Here is a 22,099-nt window from a genome sequence, read left to right as displayed (position 1 = left end):
CGCCCGCCATCCGTCCCGCGTCCCGGTCCGCCCGCCGTCGTCAGCCACCCTGCACCACCACCCTGCGGGTCGCCGCGGACTGCACCAGCCGGCCCAGCGCCAGCAGCGCCGCGCCCCACGCCGCCTGGAACACCAGCCCGCGCAGCAGCGCGCCGCCGCTGCGCGCGCCGATCAGCACATCGGCCGGCACCTGCAGGATCGCCGCCCACGGCAGCAGCTGGACGACCTCCCCGAAGCCGCCGGGGAAGACCCGCAGCGGCAGCAGCATCCCGGAGAAGAAGATGCAGGCCAGCCCGCTGATCAGGGACAGCCCGGAGCCGTCCAGCAGCCAGAACGACGCCAGCGCCACCAGATAGCGCAGCCCGAAGCTGACCACGATGCCCAGCAGCACCGACAGCAGGAACCAGCCCCAGGTCAGCAGGTCACCGGGCAGCGCCAGCGGGAAGACCAGCGCGCCCACCGCCATCGGCACCACCCCGCGGCCGATCAGCTGCAGCCCGGCCCGGCCCAGGTCCGCGGCCAGCCACCACAGCTGCAGGTCCGCCGGCCGGTACAGGTCCACCGCGACGTCACCGGTGCGGATCCGCTCCTGGAGCTCCTCCAGGCCGCCGCCGCCCATCAGTGCCGACGCCGCCAGCAGCGCCTGCGCGACCCAGACGAAGGTCAGCGCCTGCGCCTGCCCGTAGCCGCCCAGATGCGGCCGCTCGGACCACAGGGCCACGAAGGTGTACGCCACGATGAAGCCGAAGACGGTGTTGGTGAAGACCCCGGCCGCCGTCGCGACCCGATAGGTGGCGTACCGCCGGAAGCTGCCGGCCGCCACCGCCACGCACCACACGCACGCTCACCCGGCCCGTTCTCGTTCCCGTTCGGACGACAAAGCACCGGAGCCTAAGTCGTCGGCGCGGCGGGCACCATCGAATTACCACCCTTGCGGGTGACCCATGGGCGCCATTCGGCCGGTCCGGTGGCGGGACAGGGTGCGCGCCAACCCCACTGAACGGGACGCATGATGCGAGAGTTTCCCCACGGGCAACAGGTGCTTTTCCGGCGTACGGCGCACAACACCCGACACGACACCGTTCCGCCGCGGTACAACCCTCGGCGGAGGCCGAGGAGTCCATACCGACATGAGCGGACATCGCACGGTCTGGCGGCGCGCGCTGCCCAGCTGGCGCACGGTGCTCGGCACCGTGCTGGGATTCCTGCTGATCGTCATCGGCGCACTGATCGCCGGCTACCTGCTCGTCGACATCCCGCCCGCCAACAGCGCCGCCAAGGCACAGAGCAACGTCTACCTCTACTCCGACGGCTCCGAACTGGCCCGCGACGGTGACGTCAACCGGCAGAACGTGACGCTCGGCCAGGTGCCCAAGCCCGTGCAGCAGGCCGTGCTCGCCGCCGAGGACCGCGACTTCTACTCCGAATCCGCCGTCGACCCCGCCGCCATGCTGCGGGCCGCCTGGAACACCCTCACCGGCAAGGGCAAGCAGTCCGGCTCCACCATCACCCAGCAGTACGTCAAGAACTACTACCTCGGCCAGGAACAGACCCTGGCCCGCAAGGCCAAGGAGTTCTTCATCGCGGTCAAGCTGGACCGCCGGGTCAGCAAGGACAACATCCTCCAGGGCTACCTCAACTCCAGCTACTACGGCCGCAACGCCTACGGCATCCAGGCCGCCGCCCAGGCCTACTACGGCGTCGACTCGGTGCAGCTCACCACCGCCCAGGGCGCCTACCTCGCGGCGCTCCTCAACGCCCCCAGCGTCTACGACGTCACCGCCCACCCCGCGAACACCCCGCGCGCCCTGGCCCGCTGGCACTACGTCCTGGACGGCATGGTCAAGCAGAAGTGGCTCAGCCCCGGCGAACGCGCCGCGATGCGCTTCCCGGTGCCCCGCCCCGCCCGCACCTCGCCCGGACTGACCGGCCAGCGCGGCTACCTCGTCGAAGCGGTCAAGGACTACCTCACCGACCACCACGTCCTCGACGAGGACACCCTGCGCACCGGCGGCTACCGCATCACCACCACCCTCAGCCGACGGCGCCAGAACGCCTTCGTGCACGCGGTCGACTCCCGCCTGATGGACCGCCTCGACGACTCCCGCACCCCCGACGGCTACGTCCGCGCCGGCGGCGCCTCCATCGACGTCCGCACCGGCCGGGTCGTCGCCCTCTACGGCGGCATCGACTACGCCAAGCAGTACGTCAACAGCGCCACCCGCCGCGACTACCAGGTCGGCTCCACCTTCAAGCCGTTCGTCTTCGCCTCCGCCGTGCAGCACCACGCCACCACCCAGGACGGCGACCTCATCACCCCCAACACCGTCTACGACGGCGACAACAAGCGGATGACCGTCAGCCACGGCCACGCCACCGGCTTCGCGCCCGCCAACGAGGACGACCGCTCCTACGGGCCGATCACCGTCACCGAGGCCACCGACAAGTCCGTCAACGCCGTCTACGCCCAGATGGGCATCGACGTCGGCCCGGACCAGGTCAAGGACACCGCCGTCGACCTCGGCATCCCCGCCGACGCCCCCGGCCTCGCCGCCTCCCGCGGCGCGATCGCCCTGGGCACCGCCACCCCCAGCATCCTGGACATGACCCAGGCGTACACCACCCTCGCCCGGCACGGCGAACGCCGCCCCTACACCCTCATCAACAAGATCACCAAGGGGGACGAGGAGATCGAGCTGCCCGACCGCGAGACGACCGAAGCCATCCCGCGCGAGGCCGCCGACACCACCACCTCCATCCTGCGCAGCGTCGTCGACGGCGGCACCGGCACCGCCGCCCAGGCCGCCGGGCGGCCCGCCGCCGGCAAGACCGGCACCGCCGAACAGGACAAGGCGGCCTGGTTCGCCGGCTACACCCCCGACCTCGCCACCGTCGTCGCCGTCCTCGGCCAGCACCCGGAGACCGCCGCACAGGAGCCGCTGTACGGCGCGGCGGGCCTGGACCGGATCAACGGCGGCGACTTCCCCGCCCAGATCTGGGCCGACTACACCGCGGCCGCCCTCCGCGGCCGCCCCGTCCACGACTTCGACCTGGAGCTCGCCGACGGCGCCGACCCCGCACCGTCGGTCGAACCCTCCGACAGCGACTCACCGTCCCCCGACGACTCCGACCAGCCCTCCCCCGGACCGTCCGACTCCCCGACCCGGCCCACCCCGACCACCGGCCGGCCGACCCCGCCGACCACCGGACCGCCCTCCCCCACCTTCCCGACACCGACGCCGCCCACCACCGAGCCCACGAACGACTTCCCCACCCTGGGCCCGGACGGCGACGCACTGAGCCGGCGGCTGCGCGCCCGATGGGGCATGTGACGCGGGGCAAACCCGTACGGCGGGCGGCTCAGTGGCCGGACGTCGCCTTCAGGCCGACCACGGCCACCAGCAGCAGACAGATGAAGAAGATCCGGGCCGCCGTGGCCGGCTCACCGAGCACCACCATGCCGACCACCGCGGCACCCGCCGCCCCGATACCGACCCACACCCCGTAGGCGGTCCCGATCGGCAGGGACCGGGCCGCGTACGACAGCAGCAGCATGCTGGTCAGGATGCCCGCGCCGGTGAACACGCTGGGCCACAGCCGGGTGAACCCCTCGGTGAACTTCATCCCGATCGACCAGCCGACCTCCAGCAGACCGGCGACCAGCAGCAGGACCCACGCCATGACGGCACCTCCGTGAACAGGCTTCAACAGGGGTGCGTCGTCTTGTCCTGACCCGGTACGGCGCGTCTCGTCGGGTCCTTCGAGGCTAGCAAAGCGGGCCGCGCCGGGCAGCGGAACGGGCGGTGACCCCGGCCACCGCCCGCATTCCGTACCGCGCACCCGCCGCCGGTACCGGCTACAGGTACAGCCCCGTCGAGTCCTCCGCGCCCTCCAGCCGCTCCGCGGCCACCGCGTGCAGGTCCCGCTCGCGCATCAGCACGTACGCCACACCGCGCACCTCGACCTCGGCCCGGTCCTCCGGGTCGTACAGCACCCGGTCGCCCACCTCGACGGTCCGCACGTTCTGCCCCACGGCGACGACCTCGGCCCAGGCCAGGCGCCGGCCGACCGCCGCGGTCGCGGGAATGACGATGCCCCCGGACGAGCGGCGCTCGCCCTCGGGGATGTCCGTCCGGACCAGCACACGGTCGTGCAGCATCCGGATCGGGAGCTTGTCGTGGGTGTCCTTGGTGTTATTCGGGCTCACGCCATGACCGTACCTGGCCCGGCGCCCCGATCACGCACCGCGGCCCGGATCGGCCCGGCCGCCGGCGCCCCGCCCACCGTCCGGCCCCGCCGCCGCTCCGGCGCGCGACCGCCCGGCCGGGCCGCCGCTCAGTCGCGCCGCTTGGCCCGCAGCGTCAGCAGCCCCACCACGGCCACCCCGACCAACGCCACCGGAACGATCCGCTCCAGCCGCGGCGCCCCGTCCTCCGACACCAGCTGCCCCCGCACGTCCGCGAGCGCACGGTGGGTGACCACATACGCCCGCCCGGCCGTGCGGTCCACCGCCGCCATCGCCTTCGCCTTCGCCTCACCCATGATCGTCTTCGGGTGCAGCCGCACACCGATCTCGTCGAGCGTGACGGCGAGCTCCTGCCGCCTGCGGACGATGTCCGCCTCGATCTGCGCCGGGGTCCTGGCCTCCGCCACCGCGCTGCCTCCGTCGTCTCGCGCCATTCGTGATGGACAGTCTGTCAGCTCACACCGTCGCGCGCCCCACAGCACCCCCGTTTCGCGCACCGGCAGCCCCCACGGCCCCCGGCTGTCGGCCCCGGTGGCTAATGTCGAAGGCGTACCGATCCCGCTGACACCGCCGTACGAGGAGAACCATGAGCGAGCGACTGCAGCCCGGCGACACCGCCCCCGCCTTCACCCTGCCCGACGCGGACGGCAAGCAGGTCTCGCTCGCCGACCACCAGGGCCGCAAGGTCATCGTCTACTTCTACCCCGCCGCCCTCACCCCCGGCTGCACCAAGCAGGCCTGCGACTTCACCGACAACCTCGACCTCCTCGCCGGCCACGGCTACGACGTCATCGGCATCTCCCCCGACAAGCCGGAGAAGCTCGCCAAGTTCCGCGAGAAGGAAGACCTCAAGGTCACCCTCCTCGGCGACCCCGACAAGTCCGTCCTGGAGAGCTACGGCGCCTTCGGCGAGAAGAAGCTCTACGGCAAGACCGTCACCGGCGTCATCCGCTCCACCGTCATCGTCGACGAGGACGGCAAGGTCGAACGCGCCCTCTACAACGTCAAGGCCACCGGCCACGTCGCCAAGATCATCAAGGACCTCGGGCTGTAACCCCCGGGACGCGTCTTCCGGAGCGGCCCGGAAGCCCCGGACGACCCGGAAGACCGCCCTACGGCCCCGAAGCGGCCACCGGCACCGCCACCGCCGCCCGGTCCGGCAGCTCCAGCACGGCCTCGGCGCCGCCCTCCGCGGCGGCGCCGAAGTCCAGCCGCGCCCCCAGCACCTCCGCCTGACCCACCGCGATCGTCAGCCCCAGACCGTGCCCGGTCCCCCGCTCCGGCGCCGCCGTACGGAACCGCCGCGGCCCCTCCGCGCACAACTCCGCCGGATACCCCGGCCCGTGATCCCGCACCACGATCCGCGACCCGGCCACCACCACCTCGATCGGCGGCTTCCCGTGCTTGGCCGCGTTCGCCAGCAGATTCACCAGCACCCGCTCCACCCGCCGGCGATCGGTCTCCACGATCCGCGACTCCCCCTCCACGGCCACCGACACATCGTCCACCCCACGCTGCCGCGCCGCCCGCTTCACGATCCCCCGCACCAGCGACGGCAACTCACAGGCGTCGAGATCCGCCCGCTCCACCCCCGCGTCCAGCCGCGACACCTCCAGCAGATCCTCCACCAGCCGCCGCATCGCCTGCGCCCGGTCCCGGACCAACTCCACCGCCCGCGGCTGCGGCAACAACTCCGCCGCCGCCACCAGCCCCGCCACCGGCGTCCGCAACTCGTGCGCCACATCCGCGGTGAACTCCCGCTCGGCCTCCACCCGCGCCGCCAACGACATCGCCATGTGATGCACACTCCGGCCCAACTCGGCCACCTCGTCCCGGCCGTTGCTCGCCAGCGCATCCGCATCCGGCGGCTCCCCCGCCGCGATCCGCCGCGCCGCCGCCGCACTCAGCCGCAACCGCCGCGACAACCGCTGCGCCACGAACCACGACACCACCGCCATCAACACGACCGTGCCGCACCCCGCCACCAACAGCGCCCGGTCCAGCGCCACCTGCGCCGGATCATCGTCCGGATACGCCGCCGACACCGACAACGACCGCGCCGGCCGGCCCCCACCGCCGTCACCGACCCCGGTCGCCGCCCACACCCGCGGATCCTCACCACCGCTCACATACGTCCCCGAACGGCTCTTGAACACCGCGTCCCGCAACGGCCCCGGCAACGTCGCATCGTTCAACTTCGCACCCAGCGCCAGCGTGCCGTCCCGCTCGTAGATCTGCAGCGCCGAACTCAACCGGTCGTCCTGATACGCCCGCGCCGACCGCTCCCGCTCCGCATCCGCTATGTGGTGCACGGCAAACCCGAGCACCACCACAGCCAGCGCCGTCATACACGAAATGGCCAGGGCGATCCGGCCTCGAATCCCCATCACGCGAGGTCGTACATCTCCGTCGTGTCCCCGAGCGGCGTCGACCCCTCGTACGTCACCTCAAGACCCGTGAACGCCAGCCCGCCGTCCACCGGCTTCGGGTTGTACAGCCGGAACGTCGCCGGAAAACCCGAATCCGTCCCCCCACCGGCGGCAGTCTTCTCCACCTGCACCACACCCACCCCCAGGGCATCCCGCGCCCCGTACTTCTTCCACGTGATCGCGGTCGCCACCATCCCCGCATCCGCACACGTCAACGTGATCACCTGCGGCTTCACCTCGGGCTCCCCGATACCGCAGTCCCGCACCCCCGGCAGCCCCCCCGACTGCTTGGCGTCCTCCTTGACCTCCTGCACCGCCGACGTCTTCGGCGCCGCATCCACCGCCGACGCCCGGTCCGACACCTGGCTGAACCACACCCCGCCGGCCGCCAGCGCCGTCACCACGACAAAGGCCACCAGCGCGGTACGCCCCCGCACCCAGCGGGACCCTTCGCGGTCGCTCATCACGATCTCCTCCCGGGGACCACACCCCGTACCCCCACCAGCAAACACGACTGCCACGCCCGGCGACCCCACTCTCCCGCCCCCGCGACACAGGCTGATTGCCCGAATACTGCGGTGACCGCGCGGCTGTGTACCAGTCCTGTAACAAGCACCGCCGCACCCCTGGCGCACCCCCGATCATCCGCCCCCACCCACCCCGGACGGCCCACCCACACGTGACGTACATCGCTTCGTACCGCCAGAGTGGTTTGATCCGCGCGCCACCGCGCAGGCGCACCTGTCGTATCCGTCGCACCCGCCGCGCCCCGCGCGCCGACCGACCGAGAGGACCGCCTCGTGCCGACCGGTAGCACAGAAGCCGAACGCGCTCCCGAACAGGACCGGGAAGCGGTCAAACGCCACCGGTGGCTCTTCCGCGCCGTCGCCCGGCGAAGAAACCCCCGGCTCCGGCGCACCGACATCACCGTCACCGACGAACGCGTCGTCAAACGCGCGGTGAAGGCCGCCGCCCTTGGCAACGCCATGGAATGGTTCGACTTCGGGATCTACAGCTACCTCGCGGTCACCATCGGCAAGGTCTTCTTCCCCGGCGGCAGCGCCACCACCAGCCTGCTGTCGTCCTTCGCGACCTTCGCCGTCGCCTTCCTCGTACGGCCCCTCGGCGGCGCCTACTTCGGCCCGCTCGGCGACCGCATCGGCCGCAAGAAGGTCCTCGCCCTCACCATGATCATGATGGCCCTGGGCACCTTCTGCATCGGCCTCATCCCGTCCTACGCCGCCATCGGCTTCTGGTCCCCGGCCCTGCTCATCCTCTTCCGCCTCCTCCAGGGCTTCTCCACCGGCGGCGAATACGGCGGCGCCTCGACCTTCATCGCCGAATACGCCCCCGACAAGAAGCGCGGCTTCTTCGGCAGCTTCCTCGAACTCGGCACCCTCATCGGCTACACCGGCGCCGCCGGCATCGTCCTGCTCCTGACCACCGCGCTGGGCGACGACGCGATGGACTCCTGGGCCTGGCGCCTGCCCTTCCTCATCGCCGGCCCGCTCGGCCTGGTCGGCCTCTACCTGCGGGTCAAGCTCGACGAGACCCCCGCCTTCCAGAAATTCGAAGCCGCCCACACCCACAACGCCACCGGCTCCGTCGTCGAGGCCGAAGCGGAATTCTCCCACCTCTCCGAAAACGCCCCGAAAAAGAAACTGGGCGAAATCTTCGCCCAGCAGTGGCCCACCCTCATCCTCTGCATCGCACTGGTCGGCGCGTACAACATCACCGACTACATGCTGCTCTCCTACATGCCGACCTACCTGACGGACACCCTCCACTACGAGGAGTCCCACGGCCTGCTGATCCTCCTCGGCACGATGATCGCCCTGATGTGCGTCATCAGCTCGGTCGGCAAACTCAACGACCGCTACGGCCGCAAGCCCCTCCTGATGGCCGGCATGCTCGGCTTCTTCCTCCTGGCCATCCCGGCCTTCCTCCTGGTCAAACAGGGCACCGTCCTCACGGTCTGCCTCGGCATGGCCCTCCTCGGCCTCTCCCTGGTCTGCCTCCTGGGCACCATGTCCGCGGCCCTGCCCGCCCTGTTCCCCACCAGCGTCCGCTACGGCTCCCTCTCCATCGGCTACAACCTCGCGGTCTCCCTCTTCGGCGGCACCACCCCGCTCGTCATCACCGCCCTCATGGACGCCTTCGGCCAGAACGTGATGGTCCCGGCGTACTACACGATGGGCGCCGCCCTCGTCGGCGTCATCGCCGTCGCCTGCATGAAGGAAACCGCCCAACAGCCCCTCGACGGCTCCCCGCCCTCGGTGGCCACCAAGGAGGAAGCCGTCGAACTCATCACGGCCCAGACCCAGGAGCCCCGCTTCTGACCCGGCCTGTCACCTCTCCTCCTGACGCTGCGTAACCGCCCCGGCGTTCGATCGTTGTTCTGTTCGAGCGAGCGCCGGGGCGGTCCCGGTGCGGGGACGAGGGGGAAGCAATGCCGGTCAGTCCGTACACCCGGGAGCGTCTGGAAGCGGCCGTGACGTCGTCACGCACGCTGCCGGAGGCGTTGGGGAAGCTGGGGGTGGACCCGAAGGGGGCGAAACGGAACTACCTCCGGGAGCGGATGGAGAAGCTGGGGGTCGACACGTCGCACTTCGAGCGGGAGGGGGGCAAGTGGACCAGGGAGAGGCTTCAGGCGCGCCCGGCCCACGCGCGGCGAGTTGCAGACCGCGGTCGCTGCGTCGTCCTCCCTCGCAGAGGTGCTACGCCGCCTGGACCGGCCGAACAGCGGCGGACAACGCGCCCGACTGCACACGTGGATCGCCGAGGAAGGCTTCACCACCACGCACTTCCTGGGCCAGGCACACCAGCGGGGCAAGCGGGCAACGAACGCCAAACAGCCGGAAGACGTGCTGGTACGGCACAGCGGCCGGCATCGGATCGCAACCAAGCGCCTGCGCCGCGCGCTTCGCGAAGTCGGCGTGCCGGACCGGTGCGCCAGGTGTGGCGTCGCGCCCGAGTGGCTGGGCAGACCCATGTCGTTGGAGGTCGATCACATCAACGGGGACTGGCGCGACAACCGGCGGGAGAACCTTCGGTTGCTGTGCCCCAACTGCCACGCGGTCACGAGCACGTGGTGCAGGGGAGGCAGAAGGCGGCAGACGACTCCCGGTACGATGGCAGGCAGCTAGCGGCGGTGGCGCAACGGCGACGCAGCAGACTTAGGATCTGTGGCCCCTGATCGGGCTTGAGGGTTCGAATCCCTTCCGCCGCACATGAACGGCCTGCGAATCGAAGGTTACGGTTCGCAGGCCGTTTCTGTGTGTGCGGGCCGGCTCAGCCCAACAACTCCCGCACCACCGGCACCAGCGCCCGGAACGCCTTCCCACGGTGGCTGATGGCGTTCTTCTCGTCCGGGGTGAGTTCGGCGCAGGTGCGGGTCTCGCCGAGGGGCTGGAGGACCGGGTCGTAGCCGAAGCCGCCGGTGCCGGTGGGGGCGTGGCGGAGGGTGCCTTCGAGCTTGCCCTCGACGACGCGTTCGGTGCCGTCCGGGAGGGCGAGGGCCGCGGCGCAGGCGAAGTGGGCCGCGCGGTGTTCCTCGGCGATGTCGGCGAGTTGGGCGAGCAGGAGGTCGAGGTTGGCCCGGTCGTCGCCGTGCTTGCCGGCCCAGCGGGCGGAGAAGATGCCCGGGGCGCCGCCGAGGACGTCGACGCAGAGGCCGGAGTCGTCGGCGACGGCCGGGTGGCCGGTGGCCCGGGCCAGGGCGTGCGCCTTGAGGAGGGCGTTCTCGGCGAACGTGACGCCGGTTTCCTTGACGTCCGGGACCTCGGGATAGGCGTCGGCGCCGACGAGTTCGACGTCGAGACCGGCCGCGTCCAGGATGGCGTGGAGCTCGCGGATCTTGCCGGCGTTGCGGGTGGCGAGGATCAGGCGGCGGGGGGTCGCGGGGCGTCCGCCGGTTTCTGGCTGCATGGGCCGATTATCCCGGGCGTGGTGCCGGGAGGTGCCCCCGGGGCGGGACACCGCCGCCGTACACCGGTCGGCCCGCCGGTCAGCCCGGGGTGCAGATCTTGGTCATCTGGCTCGTGCCGTCGACGATCGGCTGGATGTCGGGGGCCTTGTTGTTCTCGATGTCCTTGCGGGCGTTCTTGATGCCGGTGTTGGTCTTGTCTATGGCCTTGGAGAGCTCGGGGTCGTTGGCCTCCTTGCTGAGCTTGCGCAGGTTGCTGTCGATGTTGTCGAGCGCCTGCTGGGTCTTCTGCGGATCGGTGAGGGCGTTGTCCGCGGCCTGCTGGAGTTTGTCGACGGCGTTGACGACGGAGGTCGCGGTCTTGGCGCAGTCCACGGCCTTCTGGACGGCTCCGCAGGCGGAGAGGAGCGGGACGGTGAGGGTGGCGGCGGCTAACGCGGCGAGGGCGATGGGGGCGGGGCGGCGGGTGCGGCGGGCCATGGGGTGCGTTTCCTTCCTCGGCGGGGCATGAGCCGGGGCAGGCGCCCCAGGTCATGTGCAGGCAAAGGAGGAAACGCGGGGCGGGGGCTGTTTGGTTGCCCGGCGGTCCGGCGGCGGCATGATCCGGCCGCCGGACCGCCTGACATTGGCGTGATCCGGGCGCGGGGAAGACGGCAGGGCCCCGCTGCCCGCGGTCCGTCGCCCGTTCCCGTGACGTCAGCGCGTGTTCGCCGGCGCCGTCCTGTGCGTCAGCGCGTGCCCGCCGGCGCCGTCCCGCGCGTCAGCGTGTGCCCTCCAGCGCCGTCCGCTGGATGGCGTCGAGTTCGGTGCAGCCGCTGACGGCCAGGTCGAGGAGGGCGTTGAGTTCGTGGCGGGCGAAGGGGGCGGCCTCGGCGGTGCCCTGGACCTCGACGAAGCGGCCGTCGCCGGTGCAGACGACGTTCATGTCGGTCTCGGCGCGGACGTCCTCCTCGTAGCAGAGGTCGAGGAGCGGGGTGCCGTCGACGATGCCGACGCTGACCGCGGAGACGGTGCCGGTGAGCGGTTTGCGGCCGTGCTTGACGAGCTTGTGGTTCTGGGCCCAGGTGACGGCGTCGGCGAGCGCCACGTACGCGCCGGTGATGGCCGCGGTGCGGGTACCGCCGTCGGCCTGGAGGACGTCGCAGTCGAGGACGATGGTGTTCTCGCCGAGGGCCTTGTAGTCGATGACGGCGCGCAGCGAGCGGCCGATGAGGCGGCTGATCTCGTGGGTGCGGCCGCCGATCTTGCCGCGGACGGATTCCCGGTCGCCGCGGGTGTTGGTGGAGCGGGGCAGCATCGAGTACTCGGCGGTGACCCAGCCCTCGCCGGTGCCCTTGCGCCAGCGGGGTACGCCTTCGGTGACGGAGGCGGTGCAGAAGACTTTGGTGTCGCCGAAGGCGATGAGGACGGAGCCTTCGGCGTGCTTGCTCCAGCCGCGTTCGATGGTGACGGGGCGGAGCTGTTCGGGGGTGCGGCCGTCGATGCGAGACATGGCGTAGACCCTATCGGGGAATGGTGAAGGCCCCGTTCCGGGCGGGGGCGTCCGGGGGCGGGGCCTTGGGGAGGGTGAGCGGGGCGCGGTGCGGGGGCCGGCCCGGCGGGCTCAGGTCCTCACATCATGTCTTCGATTTCGGCGGCGATGGGGTCGGCGTCGGTGCCGATGACGACCTGGATCGCGGTGCCCATCTTGACGACGCCGTGGGCGCCGGCGGCCTTGAGGGCGGCCTCGTCGACGAGGGAGGCGTCGGAGACCTCGGTGCGGAGGCGGGTGATGCAGCCTTCGACCTCTTCGATGTTGTCGAGTCCGCCGAGGCCGGCGACGATCTTCTCAGCCTTGCTGGCCATGTCCACTCCTGCTTGTCTCGGCCGCCGGCGGTTCCGCCGTGCGGTTTTCACACCGTAACGCACGTTCAGCCCAACTATGTGGGCGTTTGTCGGCCCGCTGGCGAAGGATGGCGATCACCGGGTGGGCGATCACCGGGACGGTGATCACGCGACGGCGGGCGCACGCGAGGCGATCGCCGTCAAGTGGTCTACACCACCAGTATGCGGTACGCAGCGGGCCGGCCGTCGACGGGGCGGCTGCCGGGAGGACGGCGCGGATGAGTGCGGACGCAGCGGCGGCGGAGCCGAGGAGGAAGTGGGGGTCGGACCTCTTCCGGGCGCTGCAGAAGATGGGGCGGAGCCTGCAGTTGCCGATTGCGGTCCTGCCCGCGGCGGGGATCCTCAACCGTCTCGGGCAGCCGGATGTGTTCGGCGCGAAGGGGCTGGGCTGGGACGCGGTGGGCCGGGTGTTCGCGGCGGCGGGCGGGGCGCTGCTGGATTCGGGGCTGGGGCTGCCGCTGCTGTTCTGCGTCGGGGTGTCGATCGGTATGGCGAAGAAGGCGGACGGTTCGACGGCGCTGGCGGCGGTGGCGGGGTTCCTGGTCTATTTCTCGGTGCTGCACGCGTTTCCGTCGGGCTGCGCGGCCGGCCAGACGTATACCCAGGCGGGTTTGTGGAGCGGGGTGTGCGTGGACCGGACGGCGGTGGTGACGCAGGCCGCTTTCCAGAATCCGGGGGTGTTCGGCGGCATTGTGATGGGGTTTCTGACGGCCTGGCTCTGGCAGCGTTTCCACCGGGTGAAGCTGGTGGACTGGCTGGGGTTCTTCAACGGCCGGCGGCTGGTCCCGATCATCATGGCCTTCGTCGGCCTGGTGTTCGCAGTGGTGTGCCTTTTCGTCTGGCAGCCGGTCGGGGATGCGCTGACGAGTTTCAGTGAGTGGCTGTCGGCGCTGGGTTCGTGGGGTGCGGGCATTTTCGGGGTGGCGAACCGTGCGCTGCTGGTCGTCGGGCTGCACCAGTTCCTGAATACGTTCGTGTGGTTCCAGTTCGGCAGTTTCACGAAGCCGGACGGGACGGTGGTGCACGGTGACATCAACCGTTTCCTGGCGGGCGATCCGCATGCCGGGCAATTCACCACGGGTTTCTTCCCGATCATGATGTTCGCGTTGCCGGCGGCGGCGTTGGCGATCGCGCACTGCGCGAAGCCGCACCGGCGCAAGGAGATCGCGGGGATGATGCTGTCGGTCGGCCTGACGTCGTTCGTGACCGGGGTGACCGAGCCGATCGAGTATTCGTTCCTGTTCGTCGCGCCGTTGCTGTTTGCGATGCATGCCGTGCTGACGGGTGCGTCGATGGCGGTGAGCTGGGCGCTCGGGGTGCACGACAGCTTCAGTTTCTCGGCCGGTCTGATCGACTACGTCATCAACTGGGGGCTGGCGACGAAGCCCTGGTTGATCATTCCGATCGGGCTGTGTTTCGCGGCGGTCTACTACGCCGTCTTCCGTTTCGCGATCACGGCATTCGATCTGCAGACGCCGGGGCGCGAGCCGGACGAGGTGGGGGACGCGATGGAGCGGGAGAACGTGAAGTAGGCGCGGACGCTTCCCCCGGCGGTCCGGAAGGGCGCGTGAAAGCCCCGGCGGGCCGGTGAGCAGGGCGTCTTCGGGGGCCGGGTTCCCTGTGGTCCACACCACTTGGAAGAATGGATTCCTTTATGCCCGGGCTACATGCTAAGAATGGTCTAAACCACCGGTGGTGTAGACCAAGGTGTAGACCAACCAGCGGGCCTCCCCCCTTCGTATGCCCGCTTCACCAGGAGGAATCCGATGAGTTCGGCCACCGCCACGAAGGCGGCCCCCGCGAAGAAGCGGGGCTCCGGCCTTTTCCAGGGCCTGCAGAAGATCGGCCGCAGCCTCCAGCTGCCGATCGCCGTACTGCCCGCCGCGGGCATCCTCAACCGCCTCGGCCAGCCGGACGTCTTCGGCGAGAAGGGCCTGGGCTGGATCGACGTCAGCAAGGTCTTCGCCGCGGCCGGTGGCGCGGTCTTCGACAACCTGCCGATGCTGTTCTGCATAGGCGTGGCCATCGGCTTCGCGAAGAAGTCCGACGGTTCCACGGCACTCGCCGCCCTGGTCGGCTTCCTGGTCTACAGCAACGTCCTCAAGGCGTTCCCGGTCACCGAGGGCCACATCGAGAAGGGCAAGTGGGTCGAGCCGGTCCTCAACAACCCCGGCGTCCTCGGCGGCATCGTCATGGGTCTGCTCACCGCGGTGCTCTGGCAGCGCTACCACCGCAAGAAGCTGAAGGAATGGCTGGGCTTCTTCAACGGCCGCCGGCTCGTCCCGATCATCATGGCGTTCGTCGGCACCGCCGTCGGCGTGCTCTTCCTCCTCGTCTGGGAGCCGGTGGGCAGCGCCATCTCCAGCTTCGGCCAGTGGATGACCGGGCTCGGCGCGGCCGGCTCCGGCCTCTTCGGCCTGATCAACCGGGCGCTGCTGCCGATCGGCATGCACCAGTTCGTCAACACCGTCTCGTGGTTCCAGCTCGGTGACTTCACCGACGCCGCCGGCAAGGTCGCGCACGGCGACATCGGCCGCTTCTTCGCCGGCGACCCGTCCGCCGGCCAGTTCATGTCCGGCTTCTTCCCGATCATGATGTTCGGTCTGCCGGCCGCCGCGCTGGCCATCGCGCACGCCGCCCGCCCCGAGCGCCGCAAGGCCGTGCTGGGCATGATGATCTCGCTGGCGCTGACCTCGTTCGTCTGCGGCATCACCGAGCCGATCGAGTTCTCGTTCATGTTCATCGCCCCGGTGCTGTACGCCATCCACGCCGTGCTGACCGCCGTCTCGATGGCGCTGACCTGGGCACTGGGCGTGCACGACGGCTTCACCTTCTCGGCGGGCTTCATCGACTACGCGCTGAACTGGAACCTCGCCACCAAGCCCTGGATGATCATCCCGATCGGTCTGGCCTTCGCGGTGGTCTACTACGTGCTGTTCCGGTTCGCGATCAGCAAGTTCAACCTCACCACCCCGGGCCGGGAGCCCGAGGAGGAGGTCGAGGACCTCACGAAGGCGTAGGTCGCCCGCGCCCACGGGCGCCGCGTCTCGACACGTCAGGGCCCCGGAACCACAACTGGTTCCGGGGCCCTGTCGTGCGCGGCGTCCGCCGTCGTCCGCCCCGCTCAGATCTCGTAGACCGCGCCCGCCCGGGCGACCTCGACCGGCCCGTCGTAGACCTTCTGCGCGTCGCGGACGTTGATCTCCGGGTCGGTCCACGGCGGGATGTGGGTGAGCACCAGCCGGCCGGCCCCCGCCCGCCGGGCGTGCTCGCCGGCCTCCCGGCCGTTGAGGTGCAGGTCCGGGATGTCTTCCTTGCCGTAGGTGAACGACGCCTCGCACAGGAAGACGTCACTGCCCGCCGCCAGGGAGTCCAGCGCCTCGCACGGCCCGGTGTCGCCGGAGTACGTCAGCGACCGGCCGTTGTGCTCGATGCGGAAGCCGAACGCCTCCACCGGGTGTCTGACCCGCTCGGTGCGGATGGTGAACGGCCCGACGGTGAACGTGCCGGGCGTCAGCGTGCGGAAGTCGAAGACCTCGCTCATCGCCCCGTCGTGCGGCACGTCGGCGTGCGCGACCGTGAGCCGCCGCTCGGTGCCGGCCGGTCCGTACACCGGCATCGGGCCGCACCGGCCGCCGTCCGGGCGGTAGTAGCGCACCACGAAGTAGCCGCACAGGTCGATGCAGTGATCGGCGTGCAGGTGCGACAGGAGCACCGCGTCCAGGTCGTACAGGCCGGAGTGGCGCTGCAGCTCGCCCAGGGCGCCGTTGCCCATGTCGAGGAGCAGCCTGAAGCCGTCGGCCTCCAGGAGGTAGCTCGAACAGGCCGATTCCGTGGAAGGGAACGACCCCGAGCATCCGACGACAGTGAGCTTCATACGGGGGTGAACCTCCGTGGGCGGGGGCGGCGGCCGGCGGTCCGTGCGGGTACTCCCGGCGGGGCCTTGCCGGGTGCTGCCGGGTCTGGGCGTTCTGTGCGGTGCCCCCGAGCGTAAGGCGCAAAAGGTCCGGTGGCTCCTCCGGCGGGGCGAGCTGTGGTTGGAATCACCAGTCCGGGCTGACCGCCCGCACGGCCGTACGACGCCCGCCGCAAGCGGCCCCCGAGGGCCTGTGCCGCCCGCCGCCGCGGCCGCCCCAGCCCCCGCTGGAACGACCCGGCGGCGGTACCGCTACGCCCAGAGCTGCCCGTGCAGGGTGGCGATCGCCGCCTCGGTGGACTCGGCGGTGTAGACACCGGTCGAGAGGTACTTCCAGCCGCCGTCGGCGACGACGAAGACGATGTCGGCGCTCTTTCCGGCGCGGACCGCCTTCCGGCCGACGCCGATCGCGGCGTGCAGCGCCGCGCCGGTCGAGATGCCGGCGAAGATCCCTTCCTCGGCGAGGAGTTCACGGGTGCGGCGTACCGCGTCCTCGGAGCCGACCGAGAAGCGGGTGGTGAGCACCGACTCGTCGTACAGCTCGGGGATGAAGCCCTCGTCGAGGTTGCGCAGGCCGTAGACCACGTCGTCGTAGCGCGGTTCGGCGGCCACGATCTGGACGCCGGGGACCTGCTCGCGCAGGTAGCGGCCGACGCCCATCAGGGTGCCGGTGGTGCCCAGGCCGGCCACGAAGTGGGTGACCGAGGGCAGGTCGGCGAGGATCTCGGGGCCGGTGGTGGCGTAGTGCGCACCGGCGTTGTCGGGGTTGCCGTACTGGTAGAGCATCACCCAGTCCGGGTGCTCCGCGGCGAGCTCCTTGGCGACCCGGACGGCGGTGTTGGAGCCGCCGGCCGCGGGCGAGGAGATGATCTCGGCGCCCCACATGGCGAGCAGCTCGCGCCGCTCGGAAGAGGTGTTCTCCGGCATGACGCACACCATGCGGTAGCCCTTGAGCTTGGCCGCCATGGCGAGCGAGATGCCGGTGTTGCCGCTGGTGGGCTCCAGGATCGTGCAGCCGGGGGTGAGCCGGCCGTCCTTCTCGGCCTGCTCGATCATGTGCAGCGCCGGGCGGTCCTTGACCGAGCCCGTGGGGTTGCGGTCCTCCAGCTTCGCCCAGATACGGACGTCCTCGGAGGGCGAGAGGCGCGGGAGGCGGACGAGAGGGGTGTTCCCGACCGCCGCCAGCGGGGAGTCGTACCGCACGCTCAGACCATTCCGCCGGCGACGGCCGGCAGGATCGTCACGTTGTCGCCGTCGGCCAGCTTGGTGGAGATGCCTTCCAGGAAGCGCACGTCCTCGTCGTTGAGGTAGACGTTCACGAAGCGGCGCAGCTGCTCGCCCTCGACGAGGCGCTCGCGGATGCCCGCGTGCCGGCTGTCGAGGTCGGCGAAGAGGTCGGCGAGGGTCTCGCCGTTGCCCTCGACGGCCTTCTGACCGTCGGTGTAGGTGCGCAGGATGGTGGGGATTCGGACCTCGATGGCCATGGGAGTGCTCCTGTGGGAGTGGGTGCGGTGGCGGTGCGGTGCGTCCCGTTGCACGGCGGCGGGTCGGCCGGGTGGGCGACGGGGGACGCGGGACGTGCGGAGTGGCGGGTGCCGGTGGCGCGCGCCGCGCGCCCGGGCGGGCCGGGTCAGCCGGCGGCGCAGCGCGGACAGATGGCGCTGGACAGGCGGCACAGATCGACGTGCAGCCGTGCGGCTCCGCAGCCGAACGCGCCCAGCAGGGCCGATGCGGAGCGACGCGTGGCGAGCGGAGCGAGCAGCAGCATGCCCGGCCTCTTCTCGCTCACGTCGTGGTCAACCATGCGGGCATCGTATCGATTCCCGGTCCGGGTATTGGAACCACGTCCCACCATGCGGACGGTTGGTGTACGCCAGTTGGGACGCGATCTTCCCGCGCCGGCCGTCCGGCCGCCCGGGCGCGCTTTCCGGGCGGTCAGGAGTACTCCGCGACGACCTCGACCTCTTCCTCGGTGACCGTGCCGTCGACGATCCGGAACGAGCGGAACTGGAACGGCCCGGCGTCGTCGGTGTCGGCGGTGGAGACCAGCACGTAGTGGGCGCCCGGCTCGTTGGCGTAGGAGATGTCGGTGCGCGAGGGGTAGGCCTCGGTGGCGGTGTGCGAGTGGTAGATGATCACCGGCTCCTCGTCCCGGTCGTCCATCTCGCGGTAGAGCTTGAGCAGGTCCGAGGAGTCGAATTCGTAGAACGTGGGTGAGCGGGCGGCGTTCAGCATCGGGATGAACCGCTCGGGGCGGCCGCTGCCGGCCGGGCCCGCGACCACGCCGCAGGCCTCGTCGGGGTGGTCCTGGCGGGCGTGCTCGACGATCTGGTCGTAGACGGCCTTGGTGAGGGTCAGCATGGCGCCAAGAATAGACACGCGGGCCGGCGCGTACCGAAGAGTGGTACGCGCCGGCCCGCATGCTGGACAGGCGGTCGGTCAGCCCTGGTTCGCCGGGGCGTCGGCGGCGTTGGCGGCGTTGGCTGCGTTGGCTGCGTTCTTGCGCTGGATGCACAGGTAGCCGACGCCCATGATGAGCGCCCAGACCGGGGCCGCGTAGAGCGAGATCCGGGCGTCCGGGTCGAGACCCATCATCACGATCACCATGCCGATGAAGGCCAGCGCGAACACCGAGGTGTACGGGCTGCCGGGGGCCTTGAACTCGGACTGCGGGAGCTCACCGCGGTTCGCCTTGGCCCGGTAGCGCAGCTGCGAGAGCAGGATGACGATCCAGGCCCACATACCGGAGATGGTGGCGAAGGAGACGACGTAGTTGAACGCGTCGCCGGGCCACTGGTAGTTGATCCAGACGCCGGCCAGCATCATCGCGACGGAGACACCGGTGCCCCAGGTGGGCAGGCCGTTCTTGCTGAGCTTGGTGAAGAACTTCGGGCCCTGGCCGTTGAGCGCCAGGTCGCGCAGCATCCGGCCGGTGGAGTACATACCGGAGTTGGCCGAGGAGAGCGCGGCGGTCAGCACGACGAAGTTGACGATGCCGGCGCCGGCGGGCAGGCCGATCTGCTGGAAGGCGGCGACGAAGGGGCTCACGCCCGGCTTGAAGGCCGTCCAGCTGACCACGGACAGGATGATGATCAGCGCACCGATGTAGAAGAGGCCGATCCGCCACGGCACGGTGTTGATCGCCTGCGGCAGGACCTTCTTCGGGTTGGTCGCCTCACCGGCGGTGACGCCGACGAGTTCGACGGCCAGGAAGGCGAACATCACGATCTGCAGCGTCATCAGCGTGCCGCCGATGCCCTTGGGGAAGAACCCGCCGTGGGACCAGAGCAGGCTGAACGAGGCGGTGTCACCGGCGTCGGAGAAGCCGAGGGTGATCACGCCGAGGCCGATCAGGATCATGCCGATGATCGCGGTGACCTTGACCATCGAGAACCAGAATTCGAGCTCACCGAAGAGCTTCACCGAGATCAGGTTGATCCCGAAGAGCGCGACGGTGAAGACCAGCGCCGACACCCATTGCGGTATGCCCTTGTTCCAGTACTGGACATAGGTGGCCGCGGCGGTGACCTCGGTAATGCCGGTGACGACCCAGAAAAGCCAGTACGTCCAGCCGGTCACAAAGCCGATGAACGGGCCGAGGAATTCCCGGCCGTATTCCGAGAAAGACCCGGAAACGGGCCGGTACATGAGCAGTTCGCCCAGGGCCCGCATGATGAAGAAGATGACCAGACCGACGATGGCGTAGGCGAGGATGATGCTCGGCCCGGCCATCGAAATGGCCTTCCCTGCTCCCAGGAAAAGGCCCGTACCGATGGCGCCACCAATGGCGATCATCTGGATCTGCCGGTTGCCCAGACCCCGCTGGTAGCCCTCTTCTGGGGCCTTTCCAGCTGCCTCGTTGCCGTCGTGCTGCTTGTCGACCTGCACAGAGGTCATGAGTGGTGCGCCTTTCTCCATACCGACCCGGTCTGTCCGGATCGGGTCCCGATCCCCCCGGATGGAGTCCTGCACGCCGACGGTCGGCCGGCTCAGCGCTCCCGCGGCGACAAGGGTGGCGTCACTCGCGGCAGGTCGTGAACATTTATCACGGCGTTAACTTGATCGCCTAGGGATGAGATACGTCACACGCCCGGCAAATACGGACAAGAGGGGTGAATGACAGTGCACTACCCGGCTGGGTGTGACGCGATCGTTATCCGGATTTGAGCCTCCGCTGAGCGAACGCCCCTCCCCCGCCACACCCGGACACGTCGGGCAATAGGCCCGACTCCTCCCCTCCGGGCGGCCTTTTACCTACCCCCGGGACACCAACCCACGGCCGAATCCACCCCTCTGCGCCACCGACAGGGCGGCCGACCGCCATCGGCAACCGCGATACATGGCACAGGCAAGTAGATTTCAGGCCGTCAACGACTCGACGAGCGTTTCCTGCAGCCCGCCCAGCCACAGGTACGCCATCACCATCGGCTTGCGCGGATCACTGTCCGGCAGCCGCAGCAGCTCGCCGCCGTCCTCCTCGTCGGTGACCTCCAGGCGCGTGCCGATGGCCAGCCTGAGGTCGTTGAGGGCACCCAGCCACTGCCGGCACTCCTCGGCGCTCAGCCGTAGCACCGCCGTGTCCCCGCCGGACGGCGAGAGGGTGTCCAGCGCCCGGATCAGCGCGAGCGCGTCCGCCCGCTTACGGGCCCGCAGATCGTTCTCCGTATAACGGCGGAACTCCGCCGCGGCGGCCCGCACGTCGTCGTCCGGGACCAGGTCCGGGCCGCCGTACGCATCGGGGAAGAGCCGCGCCAGGACCGGGTCGGCCGGCGGCTCGCTGGGGCCGTCGTTGAACACCGACGCCAGCAGGTCCTCGCCCTCGTCGCCGGCGGCCTGCTCACCCGGGCCGATCAGCTCCATCAGCTGGACGGCGAGGCTGCGCAGGATGGAGATCTCGACCTCGTCGAGCGGTACCGCCGCGCCACCGTCGGGCAGCGGCTCGAAGTGTCCGGTCATCGGCGGTCCTGCTGCAGGGTCGCCCACAGGCCGTAGCCGTGCATGGCCTGTACGTCCCGTTCCATTTCCTCGCGACTGCCGCTGGAGACGACCGCGCGGCCCTTGTGATGGACGTCGAGCATCAACTGGTGCGCCTTGTCCTTGGAGTAACCGAAGTACGTCTGGAAGACATAGGAGACGTAGCTCATGAGGTTGACGGGGTCGTTGTGGACGATCGTGACCCACGGAACGTCCGGCTCGGGCACCTCGAACGGGGCCTCGCTCGACTCGGGACGCTCGATCTCGACCGGCACACTGAGCGTGCAGTGGTGCGGCCGGAGCGTGATCGTGGGTGACGGGTGGGCGCTCACACGCCCCATGCTGCCACCCACCGGCCTGCCATGCACAAATGCCCCTCACCTGGGCCGCGTCGGGGGTGGGTTGTGGGGGCGGGGGGCGTTGTTACGGGTGGGGCGGGGGGAGGGGGCGCCGGCGGCGGAGTGCCGCAGGCGGGAGCGGGGTCGCTTGGGTGGCCGGCGCGGAGTTCCGCTCGGGTGCGAGATGAGCGCGGCAGGAAGGCCGGGCGAGTGGGGCACGGGTGGGGCCGGAGCGGGGGCCGGGCGTGAGCCGAGAGGGGCGAGAGGGGTAGGGAGGGCCGAAGCAGGTTGGGCGTCGGGAGCCGAAGCAGGTCCGTCGCCGGGGGCCGGATCTGAGGCCTCGACCACTATCGTCAAAGTGACGAGTATTGGGGGTAGCATCTCCTC

At 70.2% G+C, this 22,099-nt stretch carries 24 protein-coding genes, 1 tRNA gene and 1 riboswitch; of the genes, 7 read left to right on the top strand and 18 right to left on the bottom strand.

The window, feature by feature from the left end:
- Positions 1-40 precede the first annotated feature (40 nt).
- The gene (locus AB0G35_RS13465) at positions 41-838 is read right to left on the bottom strand and encodes an ABC-2 family transporter protein (protein ID WP_360947984.1); all 798 of its coding nucleotides are present in this window, start codon (positions 836-838) and stop codon (positions 41-43) included.
- 292 nt (positions 839-1,130) lie between these two features.
- Between AB0G35_RS13465 and AB0G35_RS13460 the strand changes: the two genes are divergently transcribed.
- Positions 1,131-3,332 carry a transglycosylase domain-containing protein gene (locus tag AB0G35_RS13460; RefSeq protein ID WP_360947982.1) on the top strand — a complete coding sequence of 734 codons (2,202 nt, stop codon included), beginning with the start codon at positions 1,131-1,133 and terminating at the stop codon, positions 3,330-3,332.
- 28 nt (positions 3,333-3,360) lie between these two features.
- Here the strand turns inward: AB0G35_RS13460 and AB0G35_RS13455 are convergent, their stop codons facing one another.
- From AB0G35_RS13455 to AB0G35_RS13445, 3 genes are all read right to left on the bottom strand, one after another.
- A complete protein-coding gene (locus AB0G35_RS13455; protein WP_360947980.1) occupies positions 3,361-3,681 on the bottom strand; it encodes a multidrug efflux SMR transporter in 321 nt (106 codons plus the stop codon).
- Positions 3,682-3,712: 31 nt separating this feature from the next.
- Positions 3,713-3,780: riboswitch (guanidine-III (ykkC-III) riboswitch) on the bottom strand.
- 76 nt (positions 3,781-3,856) lie between these two features.
- Positions 3,857-4,159: a co-chaperone GroES gene (locus tag AB0G35_RS13450; protein ID WP_052287519.1), complete on the bottom strand. Its 303-nt coding sequence runs from the start codon at positions 4,157-4,159 to the stop codon at positions 3,857-3,859.
- A 176-nt stretch (positions 4,160-4,335) separates the two neighbouring features.
- A complete protein-coding gene (locus AB0G35_RS13445) occupies positions 4,336-4,653 on the bottom strand; it encodes a DUF3618 domain-containing protein (RefSeq protein WP_360947978.1) in 318 nt (105 codons plus the stop codon).
- Between the two features lie 179 nt (positions 4,654-4,832).
- Here AB0G35_RS13445 and bcp point away from each other — a divergent pair, with 179 nt between their 5' ends.
- Complete coding sequence (bcp, locus tag AB0G35_RS13440) at positions 4,833-5,300, top strand: thioredoxin-dependent thiol peroxidase (protein ID WP_360947976.1); 468 nt, start codon at positions 4,833-4,835, stop codon at positions 5,298-5,300.
- A 58-nt stretch (positions 5,301-5,358) separates the two neighbouring features.
- Here the strand turns inward: bcp and AB0G35_RS13435 are convergent, their stop codons facing one another.
- Together AB0G35_RS13435 and AB0G35_RS13430 are read right to left on the bottom strand one after the other, a co-directional pair.
- Entirely contained in the window at positions 5,359-6,594 is a 1,236-nt protein-coding gene (locus AB0G35_RS13435; RefSeq protein WP_360947974.1) for a HAMP domain-containing sensor histidine kinase, read from the bottom strand.
- A gap of 38 nt (positions 6,595-6,632) precedes the next feature.
- Positions 6,633-7,139: a hypothetical protein gene (locus AB0G35_RS13430; protein WP_360947972.1), complete on the bottom strand. Its 507-nt coding sequence runs from the start codon at positions 7,137-7,139 to the stop codon at positions 6,633-6,635.
- A gap of 336 nt (positions 7,140-7,475) precedes the next feature.
- On the opposite strand from AB0G35_RS13430, the gene AB0G35_RS13425 reads away from it, so the two are divergent.
- From AB0G35_RS13425 to AB0G35_RS13415, 3 genes are all read left to right on the top strand, one after another.
- Positions 7,476-9,014, top strand: coding sequence for an MFS transporter (locus tag AB0G35_RS13425; protein WP_360947970.1), 1,539 nt, complete (start codon positions 7,476-7,478; stop codon positions 9,012-9,014).
- A 375-nt stretch (positions 9,015-9,389) separates the two neighbouring features.
- Positions 9,390-9,821, top strand: coding sequence for an HNH endonuclease (locus AB0G35_RS13420; RefSeq protein ID WP_360947968.1), 432 nt, complete (start codon positions 9,390-9,392; stop codon positions 9,819-9,821).
- Positions 9,821-9,904: transfer RNA gene (locus AB0G35_RS13415), tRNA-Leu, on the top strand. The genes AB0G35_RS13420 and AB0G35_RS13415 overlap by 1 nt, the downstream gene beginning before the upstream one ends.
- Before the next feature lie 62 nt (positions 9,905-9,966).
- On the opposite strand, the gene rdgB is transcribed toward AB0G35_RS13415, so the two are convergent.
- The 4 genes from rdgB to AB0G35_RS13395 form a co-directional block, all read right to left on the bottom strand.
- The gene (gene rdgB / locus AB0G35_RS13410) at positions 9,967-10,602 is read right to left on the bottom strand and encodes an RdgB/HAM1 family non-canonical purine NTP pyrophosphatase (RefSeq protein WP_360947966.1); all 636 of its coding nucleotides are present in this window, start codon (positions 10,600-10,602) and stop codon (positions 9,967-9,969) included.
- Positions 10,603-10,681: 79 nt separating this feature from the next.
- A complete protein-coding gene (locus AB0G35_RS13405) occupies positions 10,682-11,080 on the bottom strand; it encodes a hypothetical protein (RefSeq protein WP_360947964.1) in 399 nt (132 codons plus the stop codon).
- Between the two features lie 280 nt (positions 11,081-11,360).
- Positions 11,361-12,092: a ribonuclease PH gene (gene rph / locus AB0G35_RS13400; protein WP_360947962.1), complete on the bottom strand. Its 732-nt coding sequence runs from the start codon at positions 12,090-12,092 to the stop codon at positions 11,361-11,363.
- Between the two features lie 119 nt (positions 12,093-12,211).
- Entirely contained in the window at positions 12,212-12,451 is a 240-nt protein-coding gene (locus AB0G35_RS13395) for a PTS glucose/sucrose transporter subunit IIB (protein WP_261951214.1), read from the bottom strand.
- A 251-nt stretch (positions 12,452-12,702) separates the two neighbouring features.
- Here AB0G35_RS13395 and AB0G35_RS13390 point away from each other — a divergent pair, with 251 nt between their 5' ends.
- Together AB0G35_RS13390 and AB0G35_RS13385 are read left to right on the top strand one after the other, a co-directional pair.
- Positions 12,703-14,016: a PTS transporter subunit EIIC gene (locus AB0G35_RS13390; RefSeq protein ID WP_360947960.1), complete on the top strand. Its 1,314-nt coding sequence runs from the start codon at positions 12,703-12,705 to the stop codon at positions 14,014-14,016.
- A gap of 234 nt (positions 14,017-14,250) precedes the next feature.
- Complete coding sequence (locus tag AB0G35_RS13385) at positions 14,251-15,504, top strand: PTS transporter subunit EIIC (RefSeq protein ID WP_360947958.1); 1,254 nt, start codon at positions 14,251-14,253, stop codon at positions 15,502-15,504.
- A gap of 104 nt (positions 15,505-15,608) precedes the next feature.
- Here the strand turns inward: AB0G35_RS13385 and AB0G35_RS13380 are convergent, their stop codons facing one another.
- The 8 genes from AB0G35_RS13380 to clpS form a co-directional block, all read right to left on the bottom strand.
- Positions 15,609-16,361 carry an MBL fold metallo-hydrolase gene (locus AB0G35_RS13380; protein WP_360947956.1) on the bottom strand — a complete coding sequence of 251 codons (753 nt, stop codon included), beginning with the start codon at positions 16,359-16,361 and terminating at the stop codon, positions 15,609-15,611.
- A gap of 291 nt (positions 16,362-16,652) precedes the next feature.
- Positions 16,653-17,603: a cysteine synthase gene (locus AB0G35_RS13375; protein ID WP_360947954.1), complete on the bottom strand. Its 951-nt coding sequence runs from the start codon at positions 17,601-17,603 to the stop codon at positions 16,653-16,655.
- A gap of 2 nt (positions 17,604-17,605) precedes the next feature.
- A complete protein-coding gene (locus AB0G35_RS13370; protein WP_360947952.1) occupies positions 17,606-17,884 on the bottom strand; it encodes a MoaD/ThiS family protein in 279 nt (92 codons plus the stop codon).
- Positions 17,885-18,030: 146 nt separating this feature from the next.
- Entirely contained in the window at positions 18,031-18,204 is a 174-nt protein-coding gene (locus tag AB0G35_RS13365) for a putative leader peptide (RefSeq protein WP_199816418.1), read from the bottom strand.
- A 131-nt stretch (positions 18,205-18,335) separates the two neighbouring features.
- Positions 18,336-18,761, bottom strand: a complete 426-nt coding sequence (locus AB0G35_RS13360) for a M67 family metallopeptidase (protein WP_360947950.1) — start codon at positions 18,759-18,761, stop codon at positions 18,336-18,338.
- A 78-nt stretch (positions 18,762-18,839) separates the two neighbouring features.
- Complete coding sequence (locus tag AB0G35_RS13355; protein WP_360947948.1) at positions 18,840-20,297, bottom strand: amino acid permease; 1,458 nt, start codon at positions 20,295-20,297, stop codon at positions 18,840-18,842.
- Between the two features lie 462 nt (positions 20,298-20,759).
- Positions 20,760-21,356, bottom strand: coding sequence for a DUF2017 domain-containing protein (locus AB0G35_RS13350; protein ID WP_360947946.1), 597 nt, complete (start codon positions 21,354-21,356; stop codon positions 20,760-20,762).
- Positions 21,353-21,649 (bottom strand): ATP-dependent Clp protease adapter ClpS, encoded by a 297-nt coding sequence (clpS, locus tag AB0G35_RS13345; RefSeq protein WP_030414513.1) that lies wholly within the window; start codon positions 21,647-21,649, stop codon positions 21,353-21,355. Before clpS ends, AB0G35_RS13350 begins: the two co-directional genes overlap by 4 nt.
- Positions 21,650-22,099 lie beyond the last annotated feature (450 nt).

The sequence above is a fragment of the Streptomyces sp. NPDC021749 genome, assembly GCF_040640655.1.
In the GTDB taxonomy this organism is placed as follows: Bacteria; Actinomycetota; Actinomycetes; order Streptomycetales; family Streptomycetaceae; genus Streptomyces.
The sequence above is the reverse complement of the archived record's forward strand: the minus strand, read 5'-3'. Positions and strand labels throughout refer to the sequence as shown.

Coding starts and splice junctions, on each gene's coding strand:
- AB0G35_RS13460 (WP_360947982.1), top strand. CDS start 1,131: ATGAGCGGACATCGCACGGTCTGGCGGCGCGCGCTGCCCAGCTGGCGC.
- AB0G35_RS13455 (WP_360947980.1), bottom strand. CDS start 3,681: ATGGCGTGGGTCCTGCTGCTGGTCGCCGGTCTGCTGGAGGTCGGCTGG.
- AB0G35_RS13450 (WP_052287519.1), bottom strand. CDS start 4,159: ATGCTGCACGACCGTGTGCTGGTCCGGACGGACATCCCCGAGGGCGAG.
- bcp (WP_360947976.1), top strand. CDS start 4,833: ATGAGCGAGCGACTGCAGCCCGGCGACACCGCCCCCGCCTTCACCCTG.
- AB0G35_RS13435 (WP_360947974.1), bottom strand. CDS start 6,594: ATGACGGCGCTGGCTGTGGTGGTGCTCGGGTTTGCCGTGCACCACATA.
- AB0G35_RS13430 (WP_360947972.1), bottom strand. CDS start 7,139: ATGAGCGACCGCGAAGGGTCCCGCTGGGTGCGGGGGCGTACCGCGCTG.
- rdgB (WP_360947966.1), bottom strand. CDS start 10,602: ATGCAGCCAGAAACCGGCGGACGCCCCGCGACCCCCCGCCGCCTGATC.
- AB0G35_RS13405 (WP_360947964.1), bottom strand. CDS start 11,080: ATGGCCCGCCGCACCCGCCGCCCCGCCCCCATCGCCCTCGCCGCGTTA.
- rph (WP_360947962.1), bottom strand. CDS start 12,092: ATGTCTCGCATCGACGGCCGCACCCCCGAACAGCTCCGCCCCGTCACC.
- AB0G35_RS13390 (WP_360947960.1), top strand. CDS start 12,703: ATGAGTGCGGACGCAGCGGCGGCGGAGCCGAGGAGGAAGTGGGGGTCG.
- AB0G35_RS13385 (WP_360947958.1), top strand. CDS start 14,251: ATGAGTTCGGCCACCGCCACGAAGGCGGCCCCCGCGAAGAAGCGGGGC.
- AB0G35_RS13380 (WP_360947956.1), bottom strand. CDS start 16,361: ATGAAGCTCACTGTCGTCGGATGCTCGGGGTCGTTCCCTTCCACGGAA.
- AB0G35_RS13370 (WP_360947952.1), bottom strand. CDS start 17,884: ATGGCCATCGAGGTCCGAATCCCCACCATCCTGCGCACCTACACCGAC.
- AB0G35_RS13365 (WP_199816418.1), bottom strand. CDS start 18,204: ATGGTTGACCACGACGTGAGCGAGAAGAGGCCGGGCATGCTGCTGCTC.
- AB0G35_RS13360 (WP_360947950.1), bottom strand. CDS start 18,761: ATGCTGACCCTCACCAAGGCCGTCTACGACCAGATCGTCGAGCACGCC.
- AB0G35_RS13355 (WP_360947948.1), bottom strand. CDS start 20,297: ATGACCTCTGTGCAGGTCGACAAGCAGCACGACGGCAACGAGGCAGCT.
- AB0G35_RS13350 (WP_360947946.1), bottom strand. CDS start 21,356: ATGACCGGACACTTCGAGCCGCTGCCCGACGGTGGCGCGGCGGTACCG.